This is a genomic window from Amycolatopsis stemonae, assembly GCF_054781455.1.
Genome location: NZ_BAAGUJ010000027.1, coordinates 70,603 through 97,255, shown reverse-complemented (window position 1 = coordinate 97,255; position 26,653 = coordinate 70,603). Strand labels below are relative to the sequence as shown.

Genomic DNA, 26,653 nt, shown 5'->3' with positions numbered 1-26,653 from the left:
GTGCGTGCGACGGCTCGACCTCAAGTGGTAACGGCTGATCCAGCCTGCATCACCACCCGGGACCCGACCCGTAACAGGCCTGGCGGCCGCCGCGTCTTCCCGGTCAGCGGCACGCGCTGCTGACCGGCCCGGCGTCAGGTCTCCCCCCAACCTGCCGCCGGGCCGATACGCGTCGACCGGACGCGACCTCGAACGCCCTACGCCCTCTGCGCCACCGAACGCAGGCCGCCGGTCGGCCGCTTCCCCTTCGGCCGGGGCGGCACGGTGCGGCGAAGTCGCCAGCGGAGCACCTGCATCGCCAGCGCCACTCCGATCACCGTCAGCGAAGACCAGCTCGCCGACAGGCTCAGCATCCTCATCACGAAGTAGGTGGTGTGTCCGCCGAGCAGGGACGGCACCAAGAAGTGCCAGCCGGCGAGCACCGCGATGCCGAGCAGGATCGGCAGCAACGTCCGCGCCCGGACGAGTTCGCGGCCGATGTCGCCGACCGCGAAGTCCTTGATCCGCGGTCCCCGCCTCGCCGTCGCCTCGCGGACGATCTCACGCGGGCTCAGCCGCGTGATCGGGGTGGAAACCAGCGCGGGCGCCGACGACTCAGCAGCCGGCTTGCCAGTCGGCTTCGGCCTCGCGGCGTTCAGCAGTTCCCACGACCGCATGATCGCGGCGACCTGGCGCAGCTGCAGCCCGCACGCACACAAGAACTCCAGAACCTGCCGGGGCTTCGTCGGCAGGCCGGTCCGCCGGACATCGACCAGGTTGTACACCGAACTGCGGTTGATCGAGGTCTTCATCGTGATCTGCCCGCAAGTCAGCCCCGCTCGGTCCAGCACCAACTTCAGCAACGCCCGGAAGTCGGCGACCGTCTCAACCGCCAGCTCGTCGGCGTCCAGGACCACCTTCTCCGTCGAGGTACACGGCGGCCGGTCGTCGCCGAGCCACCCACCCCAAGCCGGCATGTAGAGCTGCACATGTCCGGAGCCATCCTTGCTGCACGGCTGCAAGTTGACCAACCACTTGGAGTTGGCAACGACCTTGTTGTGGTCGGCCTGCGACACGCTGAAATCGATCGGACCCGTACCGATCTCGTAGGGCACGAAGTCCGCCCAGGCGGAGCGCACTCCCTTGACGGAGCGCACCTTTCCGCGGGCACTCGCGGCGGAGACGAGCCACTTCACGTCCCGAAGCATGGCGAATTCGTCCGGCTCCGCGGGACCACCCGCGACCACGGCGGCGCTCACGGCGCAACCGTCCCGCGCAGGATGTGCACCAGCCCGGCGAGCTGCCTGAGCGCCGCGACGACGTCGCGCGGCTTGACGTTCGCCACGCTGGCCGCGGCCACCCCCGTCACAACGAGCAGGACCGCGGTGACGACGTCGATGCCGCTGGAGATCAAGTAGACCTCGAACCCGAAGATCAGCGCGATGACGATCGCGGTCGGCCTCGGCGTGTCGGGAGCGTCGCCGGCGACGAGCGCGCACGGCGGCACCTTCTTCTTTGCCACGATGTTCCTCCTGGGGAGGGACAGGCGGCCCGGTCGGTGCCCCGGGCCGCAGCGAGATAACCAGTTCGGAGACTTCGGGTCTCTCACCCGGCGAGGTCGCGTCTCGTGAACCCGGGTGCTCCCCCGCGACGAGCACCGCGCCGGGGGACTCCAAAAGTGTGGCACCATCCACCGACAACCTGCGCGAGGTACACGTGTCCGCGCCGAGATCCGCGCCCACCGAACCGTCCACGACGGCCAAGAGCCTGTCCAAACTCCTCCGGTTTGGACGCGGCTCTCCGAGCCAACTCGGACAGAATCACCCGGGTAACCGCTGATCAGAACGTGTTTGGACACTGTGCTCCTCCCAATACCCCGGGGTATTGGGGTCCAAGTCACTCCCGCGCCATGGTGGGCCCGCCGCCGCAGCCCTACAGTGAGGTCGAGGGGCGTTCGGCACGCCGGACGCCCCCGGTCCTGGGCAAGCAGATGACCAGTTCGGAGCACAGGACCCCGATGGCGCACCGGTCGCGCGGTGCCTCATCAACAAGAAGGCCTCGGCGAGCACACGCTCGTCGAGGCCTTCTCCGTTCCGGACACCGCGCCCAACCCCCCTCAGTTGCCACCTCAGCTGGTGCAGCGTGCATCGAAGGGCCTGGCCACCGCGGGCGGCTGGTGCTGCGGAATACCAAAGGGAACCCATAGTAGAACTAGATCATGACCCGGCCGCGGATGACCTTGACCACCCAGCTGGTGCTCCGCGCGCTGCTGGCGGATACGGCGCGGGAGATGTACGGGCTGGAGATCTGCGCCGCCGCCGAGCTGCCGAGCGGCACCGTCCACCCCATCCTCGCCCGGTTAGAGGACATCGGCTGGCTGGAGAGTCGCTGGGAGGACGTTGATCCCCGCGAGGCCGGCCGCCCGCGGCGGCGCTTCTACCGCCTGACCGGGGACGGCGCGAAGGCCGCGTGGACCGCCCTCGTCCGCGCCGAAGCCTCGGCGGCCAAGCTCGCGCGGCTGCGCCCGAGGCTTGCCGGCGGTGAGCGATGAGACGCCGTCGCCCGCGATATCCTCGCGTGGCAGCCCCTCACCCGGCCCGAGCTGTGCGTGCGACGGCTCGACCTCAAGCGGTGAGTCCGGCGCCAGCGGACCTGGTAGTCACGGCAGGGCTGATGCAGCCTGCATCGTCAGGCGCTAACAGCGCGAGCTGACGAGGCTATTCTGGTGTTGGCACCTCGTGTGCCTCCTCCTCGCGGAGGTCGCCCCCGGTTGGCCGCCGGGGGCACGCGAGGAGGGGTTTACCTCCGCGATGAAGGCAGGTCCTCCATGGACGACAGTGAGATCCCTCTTGGCGCAACGATCAGGAGCCTCCGAATCGAGGCAGGGTTTACTCAGCAGCAGCTGGCTGACCGAGCTGGCCTGAGCCTGAGCCTGATCCGGAGTCTCGAGCAGGGGCGGCGGCAGACGGCGCAAATCGGCAGCCTCCAGGCCATCGCCAAGGCGCTCGACGTCCAGATCGACGTACTCCTCAAGAAAGCCCAGGCACTTCCCGGTGAAAGCCCTGACGCAGGAATCGTCGCGATCCGGCGCGTGTTGACCTCCGTTGACGATCTCATCGATGAGGTGGTCGACGACGCCCTTGAACCGGTAAGCCTGCGCGACACCAGCCGAGCTACAACCTACGCGTGGGGCGCCTACTGGGGGGGCAAGTACGACGAGCTGAGCCGCCTGCTCGCGCAGGCTATGGTGCGCGCCCGCGCCGTCGAGCACGCGAGTTCCACGCATGAACGCGCGGCCGCCGTCGATCAGCTTGCTCAGCTCTACCAAATCGCCGCTTGCACGCTCGTGCATCTCGGTCACCCGGACACAGCATGGCTGGCGTCGCTAGAGGCGCGCAAAACGAGCGAAAAGGGTGACGACCCTCTGCGAGTCGCTGCGTTACGCGGCACCGTGTCGTGGCTGCTGTTGACGCAGGGTCGCTATGAGGAATCCCGTAAGGTCGCCGCCAAGACGGCGGAGAAGATCGACGTCGGCGGCAAGGCGACGCCGGCGGCGCTCTCCGTGTACGGGAACCTGCTCCTATCGGCAGCGACTGCGACCGGCCGGGACATCAAGCTCAAAGATGATCGGGCCCGCCAAGCTGAGGACTTCCTCGTCGAGGCTCGTGAAACCGCCGGACGCACTGGTGAGCGCAAAGATTACGAGGCTCCCTTTGGGATCGAGCAGGTAACCATGCAAACGGCTGACGTGCACATCGTCACTGAGCGTTTCAACGCAGCGTTGAAGACGTCGAAACTGATGCCGCGAGAGGCCCGTTTGCCGCTGGCGGCGCGAATGCGCCACTTGACCGACGTTGCTCATGCGCAAACTCAATTGGGCATGAACAGGAAGGCGGCAAACACGGTCCTCGCAGTTGCGGCGGCTGCACCGGACTGGGTCAAACACCAAACCCTGTACAAGCAGACGGTTGCTGAGCTCGACCGACGGCAGCCACCTACGAAGCTGCACGAGTTGGCTGTGAGCATCGGGGTCCGGCGCGCTCGCACCGATTAACCCGCTCTCCCTGATTCCGCCAATCGGGTAGTGACACAAGGCGTGTCACCTGCTGGTATGGGCTCCCTTTTAATGTTCCCTAGGTGATCAAGGACGGAGCTTCTACCAGCCAAGACATGCTCTGCGCCCAAGAGCCACGTCGCTCGGTGGGTGAGTCCGGCCTATTCTTCGATCTTCGCGTGGCGGCTGGCATTTCGGCGTGGGGTCACAGCCGCGGCCACGAAACAATGGCTGCCGCAAGCAGTACTTCAACGACTTGGTTTGGTGCTCAGCAGGCGCATGCAACCGTAGGCATCAGCGCTCAAGACGACGGATTCGCGCGCCCCGCCATCAACGACCGTCGTGCGCTCGATCTCCCGGCGGCCGTGGATGGCGTGGCTCCCGCGTCTGCGGCCGCCGGGGTCCACGCCGCCCATAAACGGCCTTGTGAGACTCCTCCTCGCAGCGGCCCAGCGTGCTCGCGAAACCCGGACCACAAAACGACGACTCGCTGCAGCACGTCCGCGCTGGCCTTCCCCCCGCAGGCGCGGCCATGACCACGGTGTTCGGCTGGCGGCCCAGTCCTGACGGCCAGACCGGTGTGGTTTTCGCGGGTGGTGTCTTCCGGACTGAACTACTGCACCGCGTGCACTCCGGCGCCCCGGTGGTCCGTCTCGAATCGCAGAACGCGGCAGATCTCGGTTGGCTCAACAGATACGTCGTGTTCGCCGTCTGCGGATGCCTCTGCTGGCCAGCCCGCGCCGACGTGGCCGTCGACCAGCGTGAGCACTGCCCGGCGTGCTGGAAGCGCGCCATGGCGTCGCCGGCCGAAGAACACCACGACCTCGGCGCGACGGCGAACGGTGGATCAGTGCGTCGCGGGCTCGAGGCGCCGCTGCGGCCGCCTGACGCCGCCCTCCAGCCTGCAGTAGCTGTCGCCATCCGGCCCCGGCTCCTATCCGGTGCGCTCCCGGCAGGCCACGTGCCCCTCCGCCTACGGCGGCTCGCCGAGCCTGATGCCGCCTGCATCACCGCCGCCGATGCGGCCGACGCCTACTACCTGCCCGCCGCGGCCGCGGACCACCACGCCGCTTGATCACACCCAGAGGCCACCGTGACCCCGATCGAGAACCAACCAGCCCGAGGTCAACGCCGAGTCGGCGACGGCGCCGCGGCCGCGCCCGTTCAAGACGACTGGCACCTGGGCAGCCGTGCGCGGAGGCCCGGCGCCACCGGGCCAACTGCCACTGCCCTGCCGGCGCGCGAGCCGCAGCTTCCCCGCACCGCCGGTCCTGCGCTCGCCGAAGCCACCGCTGACACCGCGCCGCTGTTCATGCCCGCGGCACCCCAGCACCGCGGCACGATCCCTGAACAGCAGACCTGGCAGGCTTCACGGACAGCTCAGCCTCAGCGCGGTCCGGAGACCGTCCGGCGCACCGCAGCGCCCGGCTCACCGCCCGCTCCCTCGGAGACGGTGAAATACCCGGGGTCGATCTTTCGGTACCAGGTCACGGCCTACCAGGGCTCTGACCGGTTGGCGGACCTGGCTCTGGCGGCGCTCTACAGCCAGGACATGCATCGTCCGCTGGTGCACGACCGCGACGCGGTCGCCTACGTCCTCGGATGCATGCTGCTGGTCGAACTGCACTCGGCACGCCAGATCCGTATCGGACCGGACGGCCGGATTTACCCCGGGCGTCCCGCCGCCGACGTCGACGACAGCGCGCACGCGGACATCCTCGAGTACCTGCACGCCGTGAAGAGGGTCGAACCAGTGGCGAGTTGGCTCGACTACCTCGTGATCGAGCAGAGGTCGACCACATCGGTCTGGAAGCGGCTCGTACAGGCCGGAGCTGCCAAGGCGGAGCGGAGATGGCGGCGACGGGTCCGGTACGAAGTCGGCGATTTCCGGGTGACCGGGTGGGCCCGCCGGTACCTGGAAGTGCACGGCACCGCCAGGGACGTACCCGAGGAGGCCGTCGTCCTGTGGCGCGCCTTGCGGGAGCTCGGCCTGAACGCCCGCGCGCTCGACCTCCAGCCCGACATCGGCTCCCGGCTGGAGCACGCGAAGTTCCCGGCCGAGCTGACGCCGCTGTTCGACGCGCTCACCTCCGCCCTCGCCCGCGTCGCCACCCCGCTGTAGCCGCCGCCCGTCCCGCTCCGCCCACTCGGTCCCCACCCGTTGCTCGCAAGGAGTGCCGATATGTCTGATCTGCGCCGCCGCGCCCCCGAGACCACCGGAGGCCTCGACGACGCGCTCGCGTCCGGCCGGCTGTCCACCCGCTCCATCACCGGCCGCACAGTCGCCGCCGCCACCCCGACCACCGTGGTCGCCGGCGTGGTGCCGGTCGCCATCGCCGTAACCGGCGGCAACTTCCCGCTCCTGTTCATCGCGATCGCGGTCGTCTACGTGCTGTTCTGCCGCGGTTACCTCGACACCAGCCGGATGGTCCCGGCCGACGCCGCCAGCGGCGCGTTCTACAACCTGGTCCGCCGAGGCCTGGGCCAGACCATGGGCGTCGGCGCCGGATGGGTCGCCATCGCCGCCTACACCGCGCTCACGGTCGGGCTCTACGGCCTGATCGGCAGCGTGCTCGGCCCGCCGCTGTCGAGCCTGCTCGGCGTCAGCGTGCCCTGGCAGGCCATCGCCGTCCCCACCGCCCTGCTGGTCGGGTGGCTCGGGCTGCTCAAGATCGAAGTCGGTAACAGGTTCCTCATGGTCCTGGTGACCTGCGAAGTTCTCATGATCGCCGTGGTCATCGTCGCCAACTTGAGCCACCCGGCTTCCGGCACCAACCTGCTGACTGCCCTGGACCCGCACCAGCTGACCACCGGCACCCCGGTGATTGCCGCGCAACTTGCGCTGGCCGTCCTGGGCTACATCGGCACCGAACTCACCGTCGTGCACACCCGCGACGCCCGGGACAGCCACCGCGGCGTCTCCCGCGCCACCATCGCCACCATCGCGGTGCTCACCATCCTCTTCGTCGCGGCACCAGCCAGCCTCAGCGTGACGCTCGGCGTCAACGGCGTCGTCACCGCCGCCCAATCCGCTCTCGAACAGCCCGACTCGCCGGGGGTGTTCGTCGGCGCGGTTCACGCGAACCTGGGCAACGTCGCCACCACGATCGTGCAGGTCGTGTTCGCGGGCAGTCTGATCGCCGGGTCCATAGCCTTCCACCACGCGGCGGTGTTCTACTGCGTTCACCTCGGCGGCGCCCACGCCGCCCCGAAGGCCCTCGCCCACGTCAGCACGCGGCACCGCAGCCCCATCGTCGCCTCGCTGATCCAGACCGGCTGCGCGATCGCCGCGATCATCGCGGTGTCCGCGCTCGGCGCCGATCCGGTGACCGCCCTGTTCTACACCGGCGGCACAGCCGGAGCCGTCGGCATCCTGGCCCTGCTCGCCCTCACCGCGCTGGCCACCGCCATCATCCTGCTACGCAACCGACCGGCGAAGACCGAGAATCTCGACTCCGCCAACGCCGGATCGGACAACCGCGACGGGACGACCGGCCACCTCAGCAGGGCACGACGTCGCTGGTCCGCGGCCTCCGCAATCCTCGCGACCGTCTTCCTCGGCGCCATCGTGATCACCGTGATGGCCCAGCTCGACACGGTGTTCGGCGTCCAACCCGACTCGCCGCTGCCGCTGACCGTGCAGCTGACCTACCTGCTCGTGTACGTCGCCGGCGTCGGCTGGGCGCTGTGGCATCGACGCTCGGCCCGCCTCGACCCGCTGGCCGGATCGGACCGCCGATGACCACCTCCAACGTCGAGCCGTTGCGGCCGGTCGACACCGACGAAGCCGCCGCCGTCAAGGCCGCCGCGTTCACCGACCTCGCCATCGCACGATGGCTGGTCCCCCACGACGCCGCCGAGCGTGAACGGATGCTGCGCGAGCAGTTCGCCTGGCTGATCCGGGCCGCGCTCGCCAGCGAAGGGCGGCTGCAGGGCATCCGGGAAAACGGCCGCCTGGTCGCCACCGCGCTGTGGACGATCCACCCGGGCGGCAAGCCGGCTGATCCACCAGGCTACGACGCTGCGCTGCGCGCGATCACCGGCGAGCACTACCTCCGGTTCCGCGCCCTCGACGACGCCTTCGCCGCCACCACCCCCACGGCGCCGCACCATCACCTCGATCTCCTGGCCGCAGCGTCCCGCGGCCGCGGACTCGGAAGCCAACTGCTCAGCAGCTACCTCGCCTGGGCCGACACCCGGCCGGTGCGACCGATGCTGTTCCTGCAAGCCAGCGGCCCCCGCGCGGCTCAGCTCTACACCAGACATGGCTTCGAAGCCGACGATCCCGTCGAGATCGCCGACAGCGACGGAATCTACGTATTCCCGATGCGCCGCCGGCCCCCGACCGCACCGGCCACCACCCCGGCTGAGCTCCACACCATCTAGTCGAAAAGGACCGTCCACCGTGTACACCCGCTCTCCCGCCGCAACACCCGCGCATCGGCGCTCACTGCCCTTGCGGCCTCTGTTGCTGGGCGCCGTGCTCGCCAGCACCACGGCGTGCGGAAGCAGCCACGGGGGACCGGCCCTGCCCCTGGCCGACGCCCGGGCGGCCGCCGTCGCGCAGATTCGCGACGCAGCCGCCGCGGTGTTCCCGCCCGGGTTCACCCTGCAGCCGCTGCCATCGCTTCCGGCGAACTGCACCGACGCCGTCGACCGGCCCACCGGCTACGTCCTGGTCGGCGTCACCTTCTGGGTCGACGGTATCCCCACCAACCGGAACAACAGCTACTTCGACGCCCTCTACGGCTGGTGGGTCGCCCACGGCTGGACTCCCCGACTCGACAGCCGCCCCGCCGACATGTTCACCAACGCCACCAGCAACGACGGCTACCTCATGAGCCTCCGGGCCAACGTCCAGGCCCGCCTGGCCATCGGCGCCACCACACCGTGCCTTCCCGCCAACGGCACACCCAACCCGCCCACCTCCGCACAGCCGATGCCGCCTGCATCACCGCAGCCGAACACGGCGACCCCGACACCGAGTCCGATACCGCCTGCATCACCACCACCGGCCACCACACCCCACTACTGGCCAGCAGCGCGCACTGAAGAGCGCCGCGCTGCCTGACCTGCCCGATCACCACCGACGAGGACCGCGATGACCGACCGCCACGACTGGCCGCCCATGCCTGCCGCGCACTGCGTCCCTGACATGCCGCGGTTCATCGGATGGGGCGGTGCGGAGCCTGTCACCAGAAGCTGCTCGGAGCTCTTTGGAAGGCCCGACGTCTACACCTCGTCGCCGGAGTTTGGAAGCCGGCTCTACAGCGGCGTCGACGTCGGTGTCCCCGCGAACGCGGTTCGCTTCGTCGTCGAGGCCGATGTCCCAGCGAGCCCGGTTCGCCGTCCTCGCCGCCATCCTCGCCGCACCGTCACACACATCGCCGCTTGGCTGCGCACGCTCGGCCCCGACACCCCGAATCGGCGACTCGCGCGCATCGTGCGCCAGTCGAAAGCCCGCCGGCGACGCCAAGCGCGCCATTGGCACGCGCGGCCGCGCTCGATGAGCCGCGCGCTGAGGGGCGCGCTAAGGGCCGCGGTAGCCGGGACGGCCGCGATGGCCGCGACCCTCGCCGTCGTCACGGCCTGTTCAACCAGCTCCTCGCCGACCAGGCAATCCCCCGACACCGCGCCCGCACCATCGACCACCGGTATGCCCACGGTGCCGTTCGGCGGAGCACCCGCCGTAGCCCATCCTCTCCCCCGGGCCGTCCTGGGCGGAGAGCCGTGCGCGGACACCCTGACCCCCGCCCAAGTCCGAGCGGTACTCGGAGTTGACGTTGCCGGTCAACCTGACGTTAATCCCCTGGTCGGCCCGGATTGCACATGGTCTGCCGAGGACGACAGCAGCGTGGTCGGAGTTGCCTACCGGACCAGCGCCGGAACCGGCCTGAGCGGTGTCTACGCCCACCTCAGGCAAAAGGCCTACTCGTGGCGAGCTGTGCCCACAATCGACGGTTTTCCCGCCGTTACCTACTCCGGCCGAGGGGGAGCGATCCAACTCAGCGCCGGGCTTGGTGATCAGTACGCGATCGACGTCCTCTACAAGCCCGCCCCGGGCAAGGAGACCGACGCCGAACAGGTTCTATGCGAGATCGCTGCAGCAGTTGTCAGCAGGCTACGAGGCAGCCGATGACCCTGCTTCCCCGTACAGCCCAGGCACTCACTTGCCGGTCGAGACCGACGCCAGCGACCCGCAAGACCGCCGCGGCTCTTCGGCTAAGGCTCCACCTCCGCCGTGCTCTCCAGCGGCGCGGCGGCACCGCCTTCCCCCCTGACCTGTTCACCAATCCGCTCAAACCTGAGGCACCCGTGGATCCCAACGACAGCCACCACCCCCAGGCCCCGCGCGTGCCGGGCCTGGCGCTCCACTCCGAGTTCGGACCCCAACCCGGGCCTGTCTCGCGTCCCTACGTGGCAACCGACAAAGCCGGGGCAGCGATCCCCCACCCCGCCGCCATCGGCCGGCCCGCCACCGACAAGGAACGAGAGCGGGTTCTGCTGGAAGTTTTTGTTGGTCTGAAAGCGCTCGCCGAGGACGCGTCATGAACGCGTCATGTGCGCCCGAACCGGATGCCCGCATCTCGCGCCGACCTGTTGACGTCGACCCAACCCGCCCGATGATCGCTCGCCTCTACAACGCCGCCCTCGGCGGCAACGACCACTACCGCGCCGAACAGCTTGTACTCGACAAGCTGGCGGCCGTGCCGGACGCGTTCTTCGTGTTCAAGTCAGAAATCGAGTTCCTTCAGCGCGCCGTTCGCCATCTCGCGATCCGTGGCGTCACGCAGTGGGTGGTCGCACTGGCCGGCCTGCTGCCGCACCACGTCGACCGCATCGACGAGATCGTCCGCAGAACGCAAATCGACGCCCGCGTCTGGTACGTCGAGTACGAACCCGTGATCCTGGCTCACCTGCGGGCGCTAGTAGCCGACGAGGACGGTAAACAGCCGGTCCGCGTTGTCGCTGCCGACCCGCTGGACCCCATCGCCGTCTGGGAAGGTCTGACCAGGCGCGACGCACCGATCGAGCCGGGGCCGATCTGCCTTGTGCTCGGCGGCGTCCTCTCCTACCACCCTGGCACCCGAGCCGAGGCCGCAGCCGTAGCGCAGCAGCACATCGCGCGACTGCCGCCCGGCTCGTACGTCGTGCTCACGCACCTGCACGACCCCGAGGACCCCGAACTCGCACCCCTGGTGCGCGGCTTTCACACCGCGATGGGATCCCACGGCGCGCCCCAGCCGGGCAGCGCCACCCGCGACGAGATCCGGGCCATGGTGGCCGGGACGACGATCCTTGAGCCCGGCCCCGGCAAGCCGCCCGGCATCGTCCCCGCCAACCTGTGGTGGCGCGACGGTCCGCTCAAGCCCAGCGAACCGACGTCCGGGCCGCTCGTCGCCGGCGTCGTCGCAGCCGTCGGCCCTGACTGACCTGGTCCCGACGTCCTTGATCCTCCCGGCTCCCCCACCCCCAGGGAGCGACGGGAGACCCGGTGCCCGCGCACAGCCGCCCTGTGCGGGTGCCGGGCGGGGTGCCCGACCATCGCGAACCCCCCGCTCCGGTCGGGCACCCCGCGCAGGCAAGCCAGCCAGCACCGGCGATACAGCCTGCATCACCACCCGCGAGGAAGACCGGGCAGTCGGACACTCCCGGTCCAGCCCCGGCGAGGGCGCCCAGCGCGGAACCCGCTGGTGCAGCCCCCGGGCAGGTGGCCCGGCCTCCCAAGCCTCCGGGAGACCGGGCCATCAGCACCCACGACAAGGAGACGACCATGAGAACCGCCGACGGCCGTCGGCATCGCCCGGCGATGTGGCGAATGAGGCCCCGCCGGGGACGCCCGCACCCCCGCGTGCTTTCGCCTTCCGAGACCGGCGCGCATGCCGTCGCCGTCGTCTGGGGAATCGACTGCGCGCTCGGCGTGGCCGCGCTGACGTGGAGCGGCCAGTTCTACCTCCGCTTCCCGCTCTTCATGCTCGTGGTGGCCCTGGCCGGGCTCGCTGGCGCCGCAGCCGGCTGGACGCTGGCGTCCCGGCAGCGACGGCCACTAAACCCGCACCGTCTCGTGCTGTTCACCTCCGCGCCGTTTCTGCTCCTCGTCTGGCTCGTCTCCGTCGGGCTTGGCCCCAACGGCGACTTCATCCCCGACTACCGCGCCGATCTGGAGGCCTACCGCGGTGGCTGCCTCGCCGGAACCGACTACGGCGGCCCCGCCTTCCGCTACGTCAGCGTCACTTCCGACGAGGTGATCGTCTACCCGCGCTACGGCAGCCCCCTGTGGTTCAGGAGAACCGGCCACTCGTGGCCGTCTCGTGAGCGAGCCGAACTCGGCGGCGAAGGCGTCTTCCCCGCCGACGACCTCACCCGATCCATCCTGGCCGCCCGCGGCTGCCCCTGATCACCCGCCGCCAGCGCGTGGCTCACACAACCACAACCCGGTGATGCCGCCTGCATCACCTATCGACACGCAAGCGCGCGGAACAGAAAACCGCTCACCAGCACAATCTGACGAAGGGGACATGATGACGCAGAACGACATCACAGCTGACACTTCTGGTGAATCGTGGTGGGAAGCCTACCGAGGAGGAGAATTTCCGGACAGCCTCATCGAGTACATCGCCGCAGAAGCTCGCGCAACGAGCGCGCAGGAATATCACGGTTTCGTCATTCCGAACCCGCTTCAGGATCCTGAATACGGGGAAAGAGTTCTGCACGCCTACGACGACAAATACAGCGCCGAGTTGATCGAGCGCGCCACCGTGCTCCGCGCCAGGCGACGAGCAGGCTTCTTCCGCCCCGGCCTGACCGCCTCCTTCATCGTGGACGGCTCAGCCCTCTGGCGGCCGGTCGGGTCTCGCGAGGTGATGAAGAAACAGTACGCCCGCCTGCGAGAAATTCAGTCATCAGGAAAGGCAACCGTCACGGTGATCGACGGGGTTTACCACGGGATGGAAACCCCGTTCACCACCTTCACTGTCGACGGCGAAATCATCGTCTTCGAAAGCGACGAACACAAACTCACAAAAGTTGAGGACCCTGCCCGCAAAGTCGAATTGATTGAGCGATTCAACCGTTACCGACAACTTGCGCTCCCGATTCAGGACCACCCGCTGATGAGCTTGGAGTGGACGTTGTTGGAGTAATGAAGTATTGCGCGCAGCCATCCTTGGCGACCCAGCCAGGGAATCAGCTGTGCGACCGGCTCTCCCGCATGACGTTTCAGCGCTGCTGCGGGCGGCGCGGCCCGCAGCAGCGCCGCGACACGGTTCGAGCACGCCATGGCCACCACCCGGTCAACCAACCTCCCACGCACCGAACTCGGCGGCCACGGCGCACCTGACCGAATCACTGGCCGTCCTCGGCTGCCGCCGATCTCAACAACCCAGGCGGCAAGCGCGGAGCAGGATCGCTGACCGAACCTCGAGGTACCCGATGAACCACTTCAGCCCAGAGCGCCTGCGCGCCGAGATGGTCCGCAACATCGTCGACGCCGGACACGCACAAACCGAGGCGGTCCAACATGCGCTGAACGTGGTGCCCCGCCACCTTTTCTTCGTCGGCGTCCCGCTCGGCGACGCCTACGACCACGGGCAGGCCCTGGCGGCCACACCGGACCCTGCTGCCGGGCCGAGTCCCGGCAGCGGCATCGCGCCCGGTACCGCCGCCATGCTGCTCGAACAGGCCGACATCCGACCCGACCACACGGTCCTGCTCATCGGAACCGGCACCGGCTACACCACCGCTCTCGCTGCCGAACTGGCCGGCGCGGGCCGAGTCGTCACCATCGAACGCGACCAGGCCCTGGCCGCCCACGCCCGCCGCACCCTGCGTGCCCTCGACTACGCCCGCATCGAGGTCATCACAGCCGGCGCCGGCGACGCGGCACCCGGCCTCTACGACCGGATCATCGTCACCGCCAGCGCCTACGACATCCCGGACGCCTGGATTCGCCAGCTGGCCCCTGAGGGTCGGCTGGTCGTGCCGCTGCGCCTGCGGGGCGGCAGTCGCAGCTTCGTCTTCCAGGAGCACGACGGTGTGGTGCAGGCACGTGACAGCCGTGCTTGCTCGCTCCCCCGGCTGCTCGGCGCCGACCACGACCTGCAGCACACCAGCGCGCTCGGCCCCGGTGGCAGGCTCACCCTCTACTGGGACGAGGACCAGAGGCCCCTCGTCGAGCGCTACGAGCTCTACGTGCCCGGGTCCCACCAGGACATCGCCCAGGAGTCGTTTGGGGCGATCGTCGGCGACGGTGACCCGCTGGACAGGCTGTGGTTGTGGCTCGCGGCGACCGCGGCGGGGACTTGCATGCTCGCGGTAAAGGGCGACCTACCCGGCATTCCTAAGCCCGCCTTCCCAACCGGGACACCCGCGATCGTCCGGCACGGCACCGTCGCCTACCTCACCAGGCGGGAAGTACCGGCCGCGCCTGACGGAACCCGGCTCTACCAGCTCGGAGCCGGCGCGTTCGGCCCGTTCGCCCAGCGACAAGCCACCGAGTATTGCGAACTGCTCCGTGCCTGGAGCTGGACTCGGTTGTCCCACCCCACCATCACCGTCTTCCCCGCGGACACGCCCGACGAGCACCTGCCGCAGGACGGCCAGCGCCTGAAGCGGCCGAGCCAGTGGCTCGTCATGAGCCTGGCCAGCACGGCGTGACCACCGCAAACTCCGCATCGCCCGATGCCGCCTGCATCACTCGAACCCTCGCATCGAGCAGGAACAGGAGCAGCACCATCCGAGAAAGGCAACCCCCGGGCCCGCGACGCAGCCCGCACGCCGTGAGCGCCCCGGGGCCGAGTGGCGAAGCCGAGGCTGGCAGGGATCCGAGGATCAACCCGTGTGGTCTCCCGCGGAACCTGCTGCTCCCCCCGCTGGATGACCGGTCGTTCGGCGACCGCGTGTTCGAGCTACGGGACGCGCTCGGGTTGTCCCAAGATCAAGTGGCATACGCGGCAGGCATCAGAAGGTGGTCACTAGGCCGATGGGAGCGCAAGAAAGCCATCCCCACGTCCCTGGCATCCATCGCTGCTCTGGCCGACGTGCTCGGAGCAGACCGGGCCGAGCTCGCCAGGCGGGCACTACGCGACTTCGAGCGCCGCGAAGGAGCAGAACCGACGTGAAAGACCCCGACATGCAGCTGGCCGGTGGCTGGGTTCGATCCCGACGTGACCTGCAAAACCTGCGAGGAACCGAACTCGCCAGAAGAGCCGGGATCCACAGCAGCGTCCTCTGGCGACTCGAAGGCGGAAGCACGCCGTTCACCATTCCCTACGTCGTCCAGGTCGCCGACGGACTGGGCGTCTCCCGGGAAGAGTTGGTGGTCCGCGCCGTCTACGACTTCGCGAAGCGGGAGCCGTGCAAAGGGGTGCGGGGCGAGGGCACTCCTCACCTCCACTCTGGACGCCACGTACGTGCCCAGCGCCCGGGACACGCGCCAGAACGCTTATCTACTCCGCACCCGGCCCCTGACTCGGCCCCCGCAGATCGCGCCGCGATCCCCACGACGTCGCCCACTGCCCCGGCGTGACCGGGCGCCGGACATGAGTCGACTCCATCACCAACAAAACCACTTCGTAAGAGCCGAAGGCGCCGATGAACTACAACCCCGACAAGACGGCCGTCACCCCTGCAGACGTCCTGCGCGAAGTCGAGGCGCTCCGGTCGCGATGCCTTCCGATCCTCCGCGACGCCGCCACCGAGGGCCGCACCATCGAATCCGCCGCGTTCGTCGACTGCATCAGGAAGTTCGCGGATGCGCTGATCGACTTCGGCTGCGCACTCTCACCGGCTGCCGCTCGTATGGTCGCGCTGTGCGATGTTCCGCCGCCGTCCTCCTGCCTCTGTGATAACTGCCAACCCCGCCTCCCCCCTCATCAGATGCTGACGATGGCGATGACGCAGTTCCTGCAGAACGTGTTCGAAGACGCCTCCTGCTACGCGTCCAAAGTCGGCCGCCCCGACGAGGACGCGGAACTCTGGCGGCTGAGTGCTTTCGCCCTGACAAGCGGGGCCAGCATCGGCCACGCCAGCCGCCTGCTGATCGTCTGGAACAGCGAACGCGCCGGACGATCCAACGCCGACATCGCCGGCCAACTCGGCATCCCAGTCGACCGCGTGCCGCAGATGATCGCCACCGCCAAGGCCTACCTCGGCGCCTGGCCGAAGTCCCCGCCGGACGACCCGAGCTGACGCCCGGACTGGGCCGAATCCGGCACCCCCTCGCCCCGTGCCACCAGAACCCACCTCGCCACGCCGCATCAACCAGGAGTGACAGTTTTCATGACCAGATCCGTGAACCTGCACGTCGTCCCGCTACATGGTCGGCCGAGCGCCGAAATTCGCACCGGCAGGCGACCCGTGAAGGCGCACAGGCTCCGGCTCGTGTGGATCGCACTCGGACTGCTCATCGCTAGCGGCGGCATTGCGTGGGCCGTCACCGCGGTGACGCGGCACATCCGGCGGTACACGACGGCTCTCCTCAAGCTCAGCCCCTCGGCGCGGTAGCCGCCCACGATCCGAGCCCGCGGCCGGGCCGAGCCGGCTGCCCGACCGACCAGCCGGATCCTGCCTGATCCAGCCTGCATCACCCCACCCCACAATCCGAACCGGACAGAAAGAGCACACGCCCCTGCCCGATACCGTCGCGCTGATCACCGTCGACATCAGCAGAACCCTGGGCAGATTCACCGGCCGGCCCACCAGCGCACAGCTGGCCGAGCTCACACCCCTCGCCGAGGTCGCTCCCACCCTCGTCGGCGAGACCGTGCGGGCCCTGCTCTATCGGGCACCGAAGCTGACCCCCAACCTGGTCGAAGAGGTCTGCGACCGGCTGCTCATCCCCTGCCGCAAGTTCCCGACCGAGTGGGACCGCGGGTACGAGCCCTTTCCGCGCGCTGAACACGTCCTCGAGGAACTCGCGGAGATCGCGCCGGTGGTCGCCTTGTCGAATATGGCCGTCACCGGCGGCCCGGAACGAGTCGCCGCCGTCAAACGCGCACACGGCCGCACCCTGACCGACGTGTATGCCAGCTGGGCACTCGGCGCCGCGAAGCCCACACCCTGGCTCTGGAATTCCACCGCCGGGAAGCACAAGGTCGTGACGGGCAGCATCGTCCACATCGGCGACCAACTCGTCGCCGACGTCTACGGCGCCTGGACCGCCGGCGCCCGCGTCGTCCACCTGCGCACCACCAGCCAGCCCGCCGTTTACCCGAACGGCAGCGGTGACCGGATCGTCTCGGTGACCGACCTGGCCGACGCGGTGCCGGTCGTTCGGGCATGGGCGGAGCGGAAGCCGCTGCCCGAGGCCGCAGGAGCCAGCCACCCGGGTGGCGAGTCAGCATGAACGAGACCACCCGCACGCAACGCGGTCCACGCCAGTTGCCACCGCCGCCGATGTACTTCGTCAACCGGCTCGACGAACTGGAAGACCTCGATCGGCTGGTCGACGAGCACCGCCGCGGGGCAGAATCCCGGCCCGGCGTCGCGGTCCTCATCGGACTCGGAGGCGTCGGCAAGACCGCGTTGGCCGTCACCTGGGCTCACAACCACGCAAAACGGTTCGCAGACGGCCACCTGTACGCGGACCTGTCTGGCTTCTCCGCCGACACCGACACCGCCACCGGCACCGGCATGGTGCTGGCCGGCTTCCTGCGCGCGCTGGGCGTCGAGCCGGAACGGGTGCCGGTCACCCTGGCCGAGCAGGTGGGCTTGTACCGCACGCTCACTGCCGACGCGCGGCGGATGCTCGTGGTCGTCCTCGATAATGCGGTCTCGGTCCGGCAGGTCCGCCCGCTGATTCCGGCGTCGGCCGGATGCGTCGTGGTCGTCACCAGCCACCGGCACCTGGACGGGCTGTACACCGAGGGCGCGCAATTCATCGAGGTCCCACCGCTCACCCAGCACCAAGCGGAGAGGCTGCTGACCGAGCTGCTGGGCGAAGAGCGCGCGCATCGCGAGCGCAGCGCCATGGCGGAACTCGCGCTGCTGTGCGGCTGCCTTCCGATCACCCTGCATGTCGTCGGGGCGCGACTGGCTACCCACCGCCATTGGGAGGTGGCGCGGGTGGTGGAGCAGCTGCGCGACGAACGATCCCGGCTGGCCACCCTCGATCAGCTCTCCGATGCGGAGACGCCGGTCACGGCGGTGTTCGACTGGGCCTGCCAGGATCTGGAGCCTTACGCCGTCGACCTGTACCGGCTGCTGGGCCGGCTTCCGACCCGTAAGTTCGGGATCGAGCTGGCCGCCGCGGTGACCGAGATGGCCACACCGGACATCGCGCTGGTACTGCAGACCCTGGCCGACGCCAGCCTGCTCGAAGAGGTCGCGAGCGGCCACTACCGCTTCCACGACCTCGTGCGGCTACACGCGCGCACCCAGCGCGCCGACGACGGCGACGAGGTCCTGCCCCGCGCGGCCCGCTGGTACCTGCAGCAGATGACCCGCGCGAACCTGGTCGTCATCCCGATGCGCTGGCGAGTCAGCCCCGTCGCCGCCGACCTCGCCGGCGAGCCGCCCGCGTTCAGCTCCGACGCGGCCGCACTGGACTGGCTCGCCGAGGAGCTGCCGAACGTGCTGGCCGTTCTCGAAGAGGCCGTCCTCGATCGCCGCGACGAACTCGCGTGGCAGCTGTGCGAGGCCCTGTGGGAGCTGATGCTGTACCGCAAGCACTACACGGAGTGGCTGCGATCCCACGACCTCGGCATCACCGCGGCGCGGCGCTGCCGCAACGCGATCGCCGAGTCCCGGCTGCGCTACCAGCTGGGCCGGGCCCACCTTGACCTGGGCCAGCAAGAACCCGCCAGGACCGAAACCCAGGCGGCCATCGATCTCGCGCGACGTGCTGGTGACCGGCGAAACGAATCAGCCGCGCTGGAACAACTCGGCCGTATCGCGCAGGACGACCACGACTTCGACACCGCGATCGCGTGCTTCACCGAGAGCCTGCACATCGAAGGGGAACTGGGGATCCCGCGCGGGGTCGCGTCGCGACATCGACGCCTCGGCGACGTGCTCCTGCTCGTCGACCGCGATGACGAAGCAGAATGGCACCTCCTCGTAGCTCAGCGGATGTTCATCGAGCTCGACTCACCCAAGGACGAAGCTCGAACCGCTCTCGGGCTGGCCCGGATCGACGTGCGGGCCGGGCGGTACGACGTCGCGGATGAGCGGCTGGCCCGCGCTCGACAGGTGTTGAGCCGGGAGGCGTCGCCGACCTACGCAGCTGATGTTTTGCGCGCGCAGGGCGACGTCGCCGTACGGCGCGGGAACGTCGAGCAAGCCCGCCAGCACCTGACCGAAGCGGCCGAGCTGGTCCGCGACCGTGGCGGGGTCTCCCTGGATCTCGCCCGCGCCGCCCTCGAGGCCCTCGAGCGGCCAACGCGCGCCGACGGGAAACCCTGATGAGCGAAGAAATGGACCACGATGCCATCGCGCGACGTTGGGATAAGGCACCCCTAGGCGCTTCCGACGGCGAGCGCATGAACCGCGACGAAGTCGCCGCGCGGTGGGACCTCTACGCCCGGGGCGCCCTCACTCCGGCCCCGCTGCCCGACGATGACGGGGAGGAACGCCGCCGCGCTCGGCGGCGAAGGCGCTCCGCCGAGCTGAACACCATCATCGACGCTGGCCGCCTGTTCTGAATGCCCGGCGGTCAGGATGCAGGAAGCCCGGCAAGCCGGTCGACGTCCGCGATGCGACCGGCGATGCCGCCTGCATCGTGCATTTGGTCGGCCAGCGCACCGACCCCACACCCCCGTCCTGACCGTGATCGACGAGACCAAGCTGCTGGCAGTCTGACCGACGACGCCGGACACCCCGTTGCCGAAACTCAGCGACGGCGGGCTGCCCAGCCTCGACCGGTGCGCCCGCCCGCGGCGCTGCCGGTCGCTCACTCAGCGGGGATTGACAGAGCTGAACTGGGAGCGCAACCCGACCGGGTAGAGATCGGCACTCAGCGCGACTTCGAGGCGGGCGAGGGTGCCCAGATCGGGCAAGACCTCGCCACGCAGCACCCGCTGAACAGTGGCATGGGACAGCCCCGCCGCGGCCGCGGCGGCCCGGCCGCTCATGCCGCTGATCGCCAAGGCCGCATACAGCCGCTGAGCGAAGGCAAGGCCGAAGTGCGCGGAGACCGGCGCGTCGTCGGCAAGCATTGCCTCCGGCCAGGTGCCCGAGCTGACGTAGCTGACGGGCGCTTGGTCGGCGTCACTGCGAGGCACGCCGACCACCTCCCCGAACTCGATCATTGCAGGTCCTGCCCAATCTTCCGGGACGAGCGAGGGGGCGGTGACACGACCCCTCGGTGGACCATGTATGGTCCACTCGGGTGGTTGATCATAGCCACCTCGGCAGGCCGGGGAACGCCCATTGCGATCCCGGACCGGAAAGTCCTCACAGCGAGAACGAGCGCCCGGCCTGCCACGAACCGACCACGTGAGGGCGGGCAGATGGGCCGATACTGGGCCGGGATCGACTGGTCCGAGCAACTCAACGACGTCGCGGTCGTCGACACTGCGGGGCAGGTGGTCACCCGCGCCCGTATCCCCGAGACCCCGGCCGGGGTGAAGGAGCTGCTCCGCCTGCTCTCGGGGCTCAGCACGAGCCACCGACACAGCCGCCGCCAGGTCCCGGTCGCGATCGAGACCAGCTCCAGCCTGCTGGTGGAGGCGCTGCGGGCAGCCCGCCAGCCGGTCCATGTCATCCACCCGTCGATGGCGGCGCGCTACCGGGCCCGGCTCTCGCCCGCGAAGGCGAAATCGGACAAGGGCGACGCGGTCATGCTGGCCAACATCCTGCGCGTCGACGGCCCCCTCCATCGCGCCCTGCCGGCCTCCTCAGACCTGGCCCGCTCCATCACCGTCCTGGCCCGCGCCCAGCTGCGCGCTCGCTGGAGCATGCAATTCCATGCCAACCGGTTGCGGGGAATCCTCCGCGACGTTCATCCGGCAGCCCTGACGGCATGGGCCGACTTGCCCGACGGCTTCCGCCGAGCAGAAGCCCGAGCGGTTCTCGCCGCAGGCCCGACTCCACGCACGGCTGCCCGCCTCGACGCCGTCGAGCTGTGCCACATCCTCGACGGCGCCGGGCGCACCCGCCTGCGAATGAACCGCGCCCTGCACCTGCAGGCCGCGTTCGCCGAACCGGTCATCCTCCGGCCGCCCGCGGTGGAAGCTGCCATGGGCGCCGAGGTACTGGCCTACCTGGGACAGCTTGACCAGGCCTGCGCGACCGCCAGCGAACTCGCCGACCAGGTCGAAGCCGCGTTCGACAGCCACCCGCACGCCGAGATCTACCGGTCCTTCCCCGGATGTGGCTCGCTCATCGGCGCCCGGCTGCTGGGCGAGATCGGCGACGACCCGGCCCGGTTCGCCACCGGCCGCGGCCTGCGGGCTTACGCCGGGGCAGCCCCGCTGACCTGGGCCTCCGGCGGGAGCTCCTCGGTCACCCACCGGCGGATCGCCAACCGGTGGCTCAAGAACGTCGGACACGTCTGGGCGTTCGCCGCCCTCACCCGATCACCGGGCTGCCGCGCGCACTACGACCAGCGGCGCCAGGTCGGTGACCGGCACGCCGCCGCACTGCGGCACCTGTTCGGCCGGCTGCTGGTCTGCCTGCACCACTGCCTCCAGGCCGGCGAGCTGTACCAAGAGGGCATCGCGTTTCCTGCTCCGCCCGTGACCTCGTGATCGCCAGGTAGGAGGCGGCCGGGAACACGCCTCGGAAATCAGCCCGAGCCCCGGAGCTCTGACGCGGGAACGGCGCCCGGCCGCCCCCTACCTGTCGATCACCGGCGCTGTGGCCGGTGATGCGGCCTGCATCACCGGGCGGCTCGCTCGCTCAGCTCGTACCCTCGGGCCGAATCGCCACGCCCATGATCGACTTCACAAGATCCGGGTCGAGGTCCGGCGTCAGCTGCAGCAGCTGATCGAACGCCGACTGGTCGATCAGCTGAGTGCCGGCGCCCGGATGCGCGTGCCGTTCGGGCTCGATCAGCACCCCGCCGAACGGCGTCAGCCAGAAGCTGCCTGCTGGTTCCGGTGGCTGACGGCTCGCCAGTTGCGCTGACATCGATCCCCTACCCCTTGATCATCCGTTCCTGGCCCGTGTCCGGCTCGCCGCCGCGGGATGCCGCGGTCCACAAGCAGACCGTGCGCCCCCGCGCCTCGCCCGGACCGCGGCGCTATGCGGTCAACCGCATACCGCCTGCCATCCAGCTGCTTACCGTCCCCGAGCGGTGCAAGTTCGCCGACCCCGACGTCGGCGAATGCAACACCGTGTTCTGTGAGATCTGTCCGAATGCCATGCTGCTCAGGCCGTCGAACGCGTGATCGTCTAGACGTAGCAACAATAGGCTCATAACGACAGGTGTCAACGTGTTACGGCACATTCGGTGTCGTGTTTTTGTCCGGAGATCGGCCAATGGCGCAGTGGTTAGCGCGGAGTAGCGAATCGGCGGCGCTACGTAGATCCACAGTCGGCGTCGACCGCGACGACAAGCACGCTGAGCAGGAAGTTTAGATTTCATGCACCATCCCTGCTGCAAGTTGCAATGTCATGCCCGGTGCTGGTCGAATGATCGAAGAAACAAGAAGTTCGCGATTAATCGCGGAGGTCGGAAAACCAGGTGAAGCCCAAGTTGATAATCACCTCCGTAGTGCTTCGCGATTGTCCTACGTAGTGGGCTTGAAATCCCTACGTAGTCCGCCCCGGTCTCTTTCCGTAGTTGCCACGATGAATTGCGGCGCATCATCGCCGATGCTTGAGCACGGCACCGCGCACAGCCGCGTGCCGGGGGCAAGGGGTGCGCACCACCACACCGCGCGCGGGCGGGGACCGCCGCGGAACCAGTTCGCCGGACGAGCTGCGTCGGCGCATCCCGCCCACGCAGACCCGTCGCCGCACGGGGCGACCGCGCCACAGGAGAACCACATGACCCGAACCGCCGGCTTCTTCAGCGTCGAGGACTGGAAAGACCCGCTGACGATCAGCGACCGCGAGCGCGAACGCGCCTCCGTCGTCTCGGCGACGTTGCCCGACGGTATGCCGGTCTGGGTGATTACCCGCTACGCGGAGGCGGTCAAGGCATTCGACGATCCGCGGCTCAGCAAGGACAGCGCGACCTTGGTCACGGCGATCACTCGCCAGCTCAAGGAAGCCGGATACGGCGACCGCAGGGTCTCGCGCATGTTCGAACCGCACGCGTTGTTCACCGACCCGCCCGAGCACACCCGTCTCCGCAAGTTGCTCGTGAGAGCGTTCACCACCAAGCGCGTCGAAGCCCTGAGACCACGCTTCGAGGCCATGACCAACACTCTGGTCGCCGGCCTGTCGATCGACGAGCCGGTTGACCTGATCAGCGAGGTCGCGGTTCCGCTCCCGCTCGCGGTGATCTGTGAACTACTGGGGATCCCCGCCGACCAGCGTCCGGCGCTGCGTCCACTCGTGGAGGCTCTCAACGAGAATGACCCCGACGAGGCGCTGGCGGCATCGGACAAGCTCGCCGGCTTCTTCACCAGCCACATCGAGCACAAGCGCAGGCAGCCAGGCGGCGACCTGGTCTCCGCCCTCATCCACGTCGGCGACGACCAGCCGGACAAGCTCACCGAAAAGGAACTGCTCGGAACGCTGTTTTTGCTGCTCAACGCCGGGCATGACACGACCGCCAACCTCATCGGCAACGCCCTGCGAGCCCTGTTGCAGGATCGCCGGTCCCGGTGGCGGCTCGTGCGCGAGCATCCCGAGCTCATCCCGAACGTCGTCGAGGCGGTCCTGTGCTACGACAGCCCCGTCCGGATGGCCACGCACCGCGTGGTCGTCGAGCCGGCCGTCTACGGCGGAATCACGCTGCTGCCCGGCGAGATCGTCCTCATCTCCCTGCACAGCGCGAACCGCGACCCGCGCCGCTTCGGGGAGACCGCCGGCCAGCTCGACCTGCGTCGCGACCGCCACGACCTGCGACACCTCGGATTCGGGTACGGGCTCCATCGGTGCGTCGGCGCGACGCTCGGGCGCATGGAGGCGGAAGTCGTCCTCGGCACGCTCGCCCGCGCCTTCCCCCGGGCCGAGCTGCTCGACCAGCACGATCTCCGTCGAAGGAGAAGCCCGATCATGAACGGCTGGGAAAGCCTTCCCACTCGCCTCGACCCCGGCCACTGGCACCCCGCCACGGAGGTCATGCAGGCGGTGCCGCTGCAGTGATGCCGCCTGCATCACCGACTGGCGGTGATCACCTCGGCTTGGTCGCCTCGAGGATCTCGCTGATCTGGAGAACGCGGGCGGCCCGTGTTGCACCTCGCACACCCAGCTTGTCCGCGACGTTCTGAACGTGCGTCTCCGCGGTCCGCACCGTAATGCTCAGTTCCTCGGCGATGGCCCGGTTCGACAGCCCGGCCGCGAGCAGCCGGGCGACCTCGAATTCGCGCTTGGTCAGCCCGCCAGGGAGCGACGCCGGTGCCGAGGCAGGCGGCGGTGTTTCCATCGCCTTCTTGGCCAACTCGATAACGGCTCCGCGCGAGTAGCCAGCCCCGATCTCCCGCTCGGTCGGCCACGCGTCGTCCAGCTCGCGCTCCAGGGTGAGCTCGGCCTGCCGCTGCAGATGGTCGAACGGCAGCAAGCCCGGCACGATCACCTCGGCCTCTTCCTGGAATTTCGCGACGCCGGCCAGCGTCCGGGCCGCGCGGGAGTACAGGCCCAGCCGCGCCGCGATCAGCGCGATCAACCAGATCGACCAGAGCAGACCCCACCGGTCGCCCATCTCGTCCTGCATCGTCAAGGCCCGCTGCGCCAGCTTGACCGCTCGGCCGAGGTCCTTTCCGAACAGCAGCTCCACCAGGGCGCACGCCCAGTACGCCCACGAGATGCACCAGGCAGCACCCACAGCTTCCGCGTCGGCCAGCAGCCGCTCGCTCTCCAGCACCGCGACGTCGCGGACCCCGAGCATCGCCGCGGCCATCACCATGAACAACCGGGCCATCCACGCGTCGCCGGGGGCGTCGTGGTCGCGGAACCAGGCCGCGGCCTGCTTGTACAACGGCAGGCACCGGCGAGCCTCCTCCAGGTCGCGCTCGACGAGCCACAGCCGGGTCGCGCGCGCGTAGAGCAGCGGTCCCCAGTCCTGGAGGCAGCCGAGCTGCCGAGCGGCGTCTTCGGCGTCCACCAGTAGTTGGTCGCCGCGCTCCGGGTCTCCCTGGCAAAACGCCACGGTGGCGGCGAATGACAGCGCGCTCACCAGCGTGAGACTCGGCTCGTCGGGATGCCACCGACGGGCCGCCTGCAGCATCTCGGCGGCATCGGTCAGCCGGCCGATGAAGTAGAACAGGCGCGTGCGGGCCAAGTTGACGAACAGGTCCATGCCTCGCAGCGCGGTGTCCGGGTTGGCCAGCCGAGTTTCCTCGGCCGCGCGCAGGTTCGGCAGCGCGACACCCAGGCGTCTGAGCCAGCCGGGTTCGTCCGGCCCGAACCACTCGATCCCGGCGCGGGTGGCCATCGCCTCGTGGTGGTCGGCGTGCCGTTCGCGCAGTTTGTCGGCCTCGTCGTCACTCAGCTGCTCGGCCACGTACGCGCGGATGGACTCCCACAGCCGGAACCGCCGGCCATCAGCGCTGCGCTCCGAGACCATGAACGACCTCTTGTGCAGGCCGTTGAGCAGCTCGGCGATGTCGTCTTCGTCCCCGAGATCCGTGCTGAGCGCGGCCGCATCCTCAAGCTCGAAGCTGCCCGCCAGCAGCGACAGCCGCTTCAGCAGTTGCTGCTCCGCTTCGCCGAGCAGGTTGTAGGACCATTCCACCGTCCATTCCAGTTTCCGGTGGCTTTTCTTGGCTGAGGTTCCCCCGGCCAAGCTCATCAGCAGATTGGTGCGCCGGACCATGCTGGCCATCGACACGGTGTCCATGCGACCGGCGATCAGCTCAATGGCCAGCGGCATCCGGTCGACCCGGTTGACGACGGTACGGGCGGCGACCTCGTCCTCGGGCGGGATCTCGATGCGGATGGCACGCGCGCGGTCGCGCAGCAACTGCAGCGCCTCATCCTCCGACAGGCCCGGCACGTCCAGCCATGCCTCGCCTTCCACGCGGATCGCGGCTTGGCTGGTGGTGACGATCTGCAAGTCTTCGGCTGCCTCCAGCAGGGTGCGGATCAGCTGCGCCAGGACGCCGTCTTCGCCGTCGTCGACCAGGTGCTCGCAGTTGTCGAGCATCAACAGCTGCCGCTTGGTCCGCAGGTGCGCGATCAGCCGCGCGGTTCCGTGGCGGGCGGAGTTCGCGGGAATGCCGAGTGCGTCGGCGACGGCCGATGCCAGTTCGGTCGGGCGCACGTTCGTCAGCTCGACGAGGACGACACCGTCGCGGTAAGCGCGCTCCTTTTGCAGCTGGTGCGCGAGGCGGCGCATGATCCGGGTCTTGCCGATCCCGCCCGGCCCCTTCAGCGTGACCAGCCGCCACTCCGTCAGCAGCCGTCGCGCCTCGCGTAGCTCCTCGTCGCGGCCGACGAACGTCGACAGCTCCGCCCGCAGCAGCGCAGGCTGTGCCGCCTCATCGGCGTCCGCCGGCCCGTCGTCGCCGGGATACTTCATCATCGCGTGGTAGCTGTGCACTCGTGTACTCCCCCGGAGTCCCCTCC

General features: G+C 69.1%; 27 protein-coding genes. 22 read left to right on the top strand and 5 right to left on the bottom strand.

The window, feature by feature from the left end:
* Positions 1 to 197: 197 nt before the first annotated feature.
* Positions 198 to 1,238, bottom strand: coding sequence for a hypothetical protein (locus ACYVLJ_RS46770; RefSeq protein WP_460443590.1), 1,041 nt, complete (start codon positions 1,236 to 1,238; stop codon positions 198 to 200).
* Complete coding sequence (locus tag ACYVLJ_RS46765; RefSeq protein WP_460443589.1) at positions 1,235 to 1,501, bottom strand: hypothetical protein; 267 nt, start codon at positions 1,499 to 1,501, stop codon at positions 1,235 to 1,237. Before ACYVLJ_RS46765 ends, ACYVLJ_RS46770 begins: the two co-directional genes overlap by 4 nt.
* A gap of 711 nt (positions 1,502 to 2,212) precedes the next feature.
* Here ACYVLJ_RS46765 and ACYVLJ_RS46760 point away from each other — a divergent pair.
* The 19 genes from ACYVLJ_RS46760 (at position 2,213) to ACYVLJ_RS46670 (ending at position 19,674) form a co-directional block, all read left to right on the top strand.
* Entirely contained in the window at positions 2,213 to 2,530 is a 318-nt protein-coding gene (locus ACYVLJ_RS46760; protein WP_460443588.1) for a PadR family transcriptional regulator, read from the top strand.
* Between the two features lie 276 nt (positions 2,531 to 2,806).
* Positions 2,807 to 4,033, top strand: a complete 1,227-nt coding sequence (locus ACYVLJ_RS46755; RefSeq protein ID WP_460443587.1) for a helix-turn-helix domain-containing protein — start codon at positions 2,807 to 2,809, stop codon at positions 4,031 to 4,033.
* 532 nt (positions 4,034 to 4,565) lie between these two features.
* The gene (locus ACYVLJ_RS46750; protein ID WP_460443586.1) at positions 4,566 to 5,108 is read left to right on the top strand and encodes a hypothetical protein; all 543 of its coding nucleotides are present in this window, start codon (positions 4,566 to 4,568) and stop codon (positions 5,106 to 5,108) included.
* Between the two features lie 18 nt (positions 5,109 to 5,126).
* Positions 5,127 to 6,155 (top strand): GPP34 family phosphoprotein, encoded by a 1,029-nt coding sequence (locus tag ACYVLJ_RS46745; protein WP_460443585.1) that lies wholly within the window; start codon positions 5,127 to 5,129, stop codon positions 6,153 to 6,155.
* A gap of 60 nt (positions 6,156 to 6,215) precedes the next feature.
* A complete protein-coding gene (locus ACYVLJ_RS46740; RefSeq protein ID WP_460443584.1) occupies positions 6,216 to 7,775 on the top strand; it encodes an APC family permease in 1,560 nt (519 codons plus the stop codon).
* Positions 7,772 to 8,419 (top strand): N-acetyltransferase, encoded by a 648-nt coding sequence (locus tag ACYVLJ_RS46735; RefSeq protein ID WP_460443583.1) that lies wholly within the window; start codon positions 7,772 to 7,774, stop codon positions 8,417 to 8,419. Before ACYVLJ_RS46740 ends, ACYVLJ_RS46735 begins: the two co-directional genes overlap by 4 nt.
* A gap of 94 nt (positions 8,420 to 8,513) precedes the next feature.
* On the top strand, positions 8,514 to 9,104 hold the full coding sequence (locus tag ACYVLJ_RS46730; protein ID WP_460443582.1) for a hypothetical protein: 591 nt from the start codon (positions 8,514 to 8,516) through the stop codon (positions 9,102 to 9,104).
* Between the two features lie 30 nt (positions 9,105 to 9,134).
* The gene (locus ACYVLJ_RS46725) at positions 9,135 to 10,172 is read left to right on the top strand and encodes a DUF3558 domain-containing protein (RefSeq protein WP_460443581.1); all 1,038 of its coding nucleotides are present in this window, start codon (positions 9,135 to 9,137) and stop codon (positions 10,170 to 10,172) included.
* 278 nt (positions 10,173 to 10,450) lie between these two features.
* Positions 10,451 to 10,585: a hypothetical protein gene (locus ACYVLJ_RS46720; protein ID WP_460443580.1), complete on the top strand. Its 135-nt coding sequence runs from the start codon at positions 10,451 to 10,453 to the stop codon at positions 10,583 to 10,585.
* Entirely contained in the window at positions 10,582 to 11,466 is an 885-nt protein-coding gene (locus ACYVLJ_RS46715) for a class I SAM-dependent methyltransferase (protein WP_460443579.1), read from the top strand. Before ACYVLJ_RS46720 ends, ACYVLJ_RS46715 begins: the two co-directional genes overlap by 4 nt.
* A gap of 419 nt (positions 11,467 to 11,885) precedes the next feature.
* Complete coding sequence (locus ACYVLJ_RS46710; protein ID WP_460443578.1) at positions 11,886 to 12,431, top strand: hypothetical protein; 546 nt, start codon at positions 11,886 to 11,888, stop codon at positions 12,429 to 12,431.
* 124 nt (positions 12,432 to 12,555) lie between these two features.
* A complete protein-coding gene (locus ACYVLJ_RS46705; RefSeq protein ID WP_460443577.1) occupies positions 12,556 to 13,176 on the top strand; it encodes a Scr1 family TA system antitoxin-like transcriptional regulator in 621 nt (206 codons plus the stop codon).
* 289 nt (positions 13,177 to 13,465) lie between these two features.
* The gene (locus ACYVLJ_RS46700; RefSeq protein WP_460443576.1) at positions 13,466 to 14,689 is read left to right on the top strand and encodes a class I SAM-dependent methyltransferase; all 1,224 of its coding nucleotides are present in this window, start codon (positions 13,466 to 13,468) and stop codon (positions 14,687 to 14,689) included.
* Positions 14,656 to 15,153, top strand: a complete 498-nt coding sequence (locus ACYVLJ_RS46695) for a helix-turn-helix domain-containing protein (RefSeq protein WP_460443575.1) — start codon at positions 14,656 to 14,658, stop codon at positions 15,151 to 15,153. The genes ACYVLJ_RS46700 and ACYVLJ_RS46695 overlap by 34 nt, the downstream gene beginning before the upstream one ends.
* 11 nt (positions 15,154 to 15,164) lie before the next feature.
* Complete coding sequence (locus ACYVLJ_RS46690) at positions 15,165 to 15,560, top strand: helix-turn-helix domain-containing protein (protein ID WP_460443591.1); 396 nt, start codon at positions 15,165 to 15,167, stop codon at positions 15,558 to 15,560.
* Positions 15,561 to 15,625: 65 nt separating this feature from the next.
* Positions 15,626 to 16,222, top strand: a complete 597-nt coding sequence (locus ACYVLJ_RS46685; protein WP_460443574.1) for a hypothetical protein — start codon at positions 15,626 to 15,628, stop codon at positions 16,220 to 16,222.
* Between the two features lie 574 nt (positions 16,223 to 16,796).
* Complete coding sequence (locus ACYVLJ_RS46680) at positions 16,797 to 17,378, top strand: HAD family hydrolase (RefSeq protein ID WP_460443573.1); 582 nt, start codon at positions 16,797 to 16,799, stop codon at positions 17,376 to 17,378.
* Entirely contained in the window at positions 17,375 to 19,435 is a 2,061-nt protein-coding gene (locus ACYVLJ_RS46675; RefSeq protein ID WP_460443572.1) for a tetratricopeptide repeat protein, read from the top strand. The genes ACYVLJ_RS46680 and ACYVLJ_RS46675 overlap by 4 nt, the downstream gene beginning before the upstream one ends.
* Positions 19,435 to 19,674, top strand: coding sequence for a hypothetical protein (locus ACYVLJ_RS46670; protein WP_460443571.1), 240 nt, complete (start codon positions 19,435 to 19,437; stop codon positions 19,672 to 19,674). The genes ACYVLJ_RS46675 and ACYVLJ_RS46670 overlap by 1 nt, the downstream gene beginning before the upstream one ends.
* Before the next feature lie 252 nt (positions 19,675 to 19,926).
* On the opposite strand, the gene ACYVLJ_RS46665 is transcribed toward ACYVLJ_RS46670, so the two are convergent.
* Positions 19,927 to 20,280, bottom strand: a complete 354-nt coding sequence (locus tag ACYVLJ_RS46665; RefSeq protein WP_460443570.1) for a helix-turn-helix domain-containing protein — start codon at positions 20,278 to 20,280, stop codon at positions 19,927 to 19,929.
* Positions 20,281 to 20,481: 201 nt separating this feature from the next.
* On the opposite strand from ACYVLJ_RS46665, the gene ACYVLJ_RS46660 reads away from it, so the two are divergent.
* Entirely contained in the window at positions 20,482 to 21,720 is a 1,239-nt protein-coding gene (locus ACYVLJ_RS46660) for an IS110 family RNA-guided transposase (protein WP_460443569.1), read from the top strand.
* Positions 21,721 to 21,871: 151 nt separating this feature from the next.
* Here the strand turns inward: ACYVLJ_RS46660 and ACYVLJ_RS46655 are convergent, their stop codons facing one another.
* Complete coding sequence (locus tag ACYVLJ_RS46655; RefSeq protein ID WP_460443568.1) at positions 21,872 to 22,102, bottom strand: hypothetical protein; 231 nt, start codon at positions 22,100 to 22,102, stop codon at positions 21,872 to 21,874.
* A 14-nt stretch (positions 22,103 to 22,116) separates the two neighbouring features.
* Here ACYVLJ_RS46655 and ACYVLJ_RS46650 point away from each other — a divergent pair, with 14 nt between their 5' ends.
* Together ACYVLJ_RS46650 and ACYVLJ_RS46645 are read left to right on the top strand one after the other, a co-directional pair.
* On the top strand, positions 22,117 to 22,362 hold the full coding sequence (locus tag ACYVLJ_RS46650; protein WP_460443567.1) for a hypothetical protein: 246 nt from the start codon (positions 22,117 to 22,119) through the stop codon (positions 22,360 to 22,362).
* 601 nt (positions 22,363 to 22,963) lie between these two features.
* On the top strand, positions 22,964 to 24,232 hold the full coding sequence (locus tag ACYVLJ_RS46645) for a cytochrome P450 family protein (RefSeq protein WP_460443566.1): 1,269 nt from the start codon (positions 22,964 to 22,966) through the stop codon (positions 24,230 to 24,232).
* Between the two features lie 28 nt (positions 24,233 to 24,260).
* Here the strand turns inward: ACYVLJ_RS46645 and ACYVLJ_RS46640 are convergent, their stop codons facing one another.
* Positions 24,261 to 26,627 carry an ATP-binding protein gene (locus tag ACYVLJ_RS46640; protein WP_460443565.1) on the bottom strand — a complete coding sequence of 789 codons (2,367 nt, stop codon included), beginning with the start codon at positions 26,625 to 26,627 and terminating at the stop codon, positions 24,261 to 24,263.
* Positions 26,628 to 26,653 lie beyond the last annotated feature (26 nt).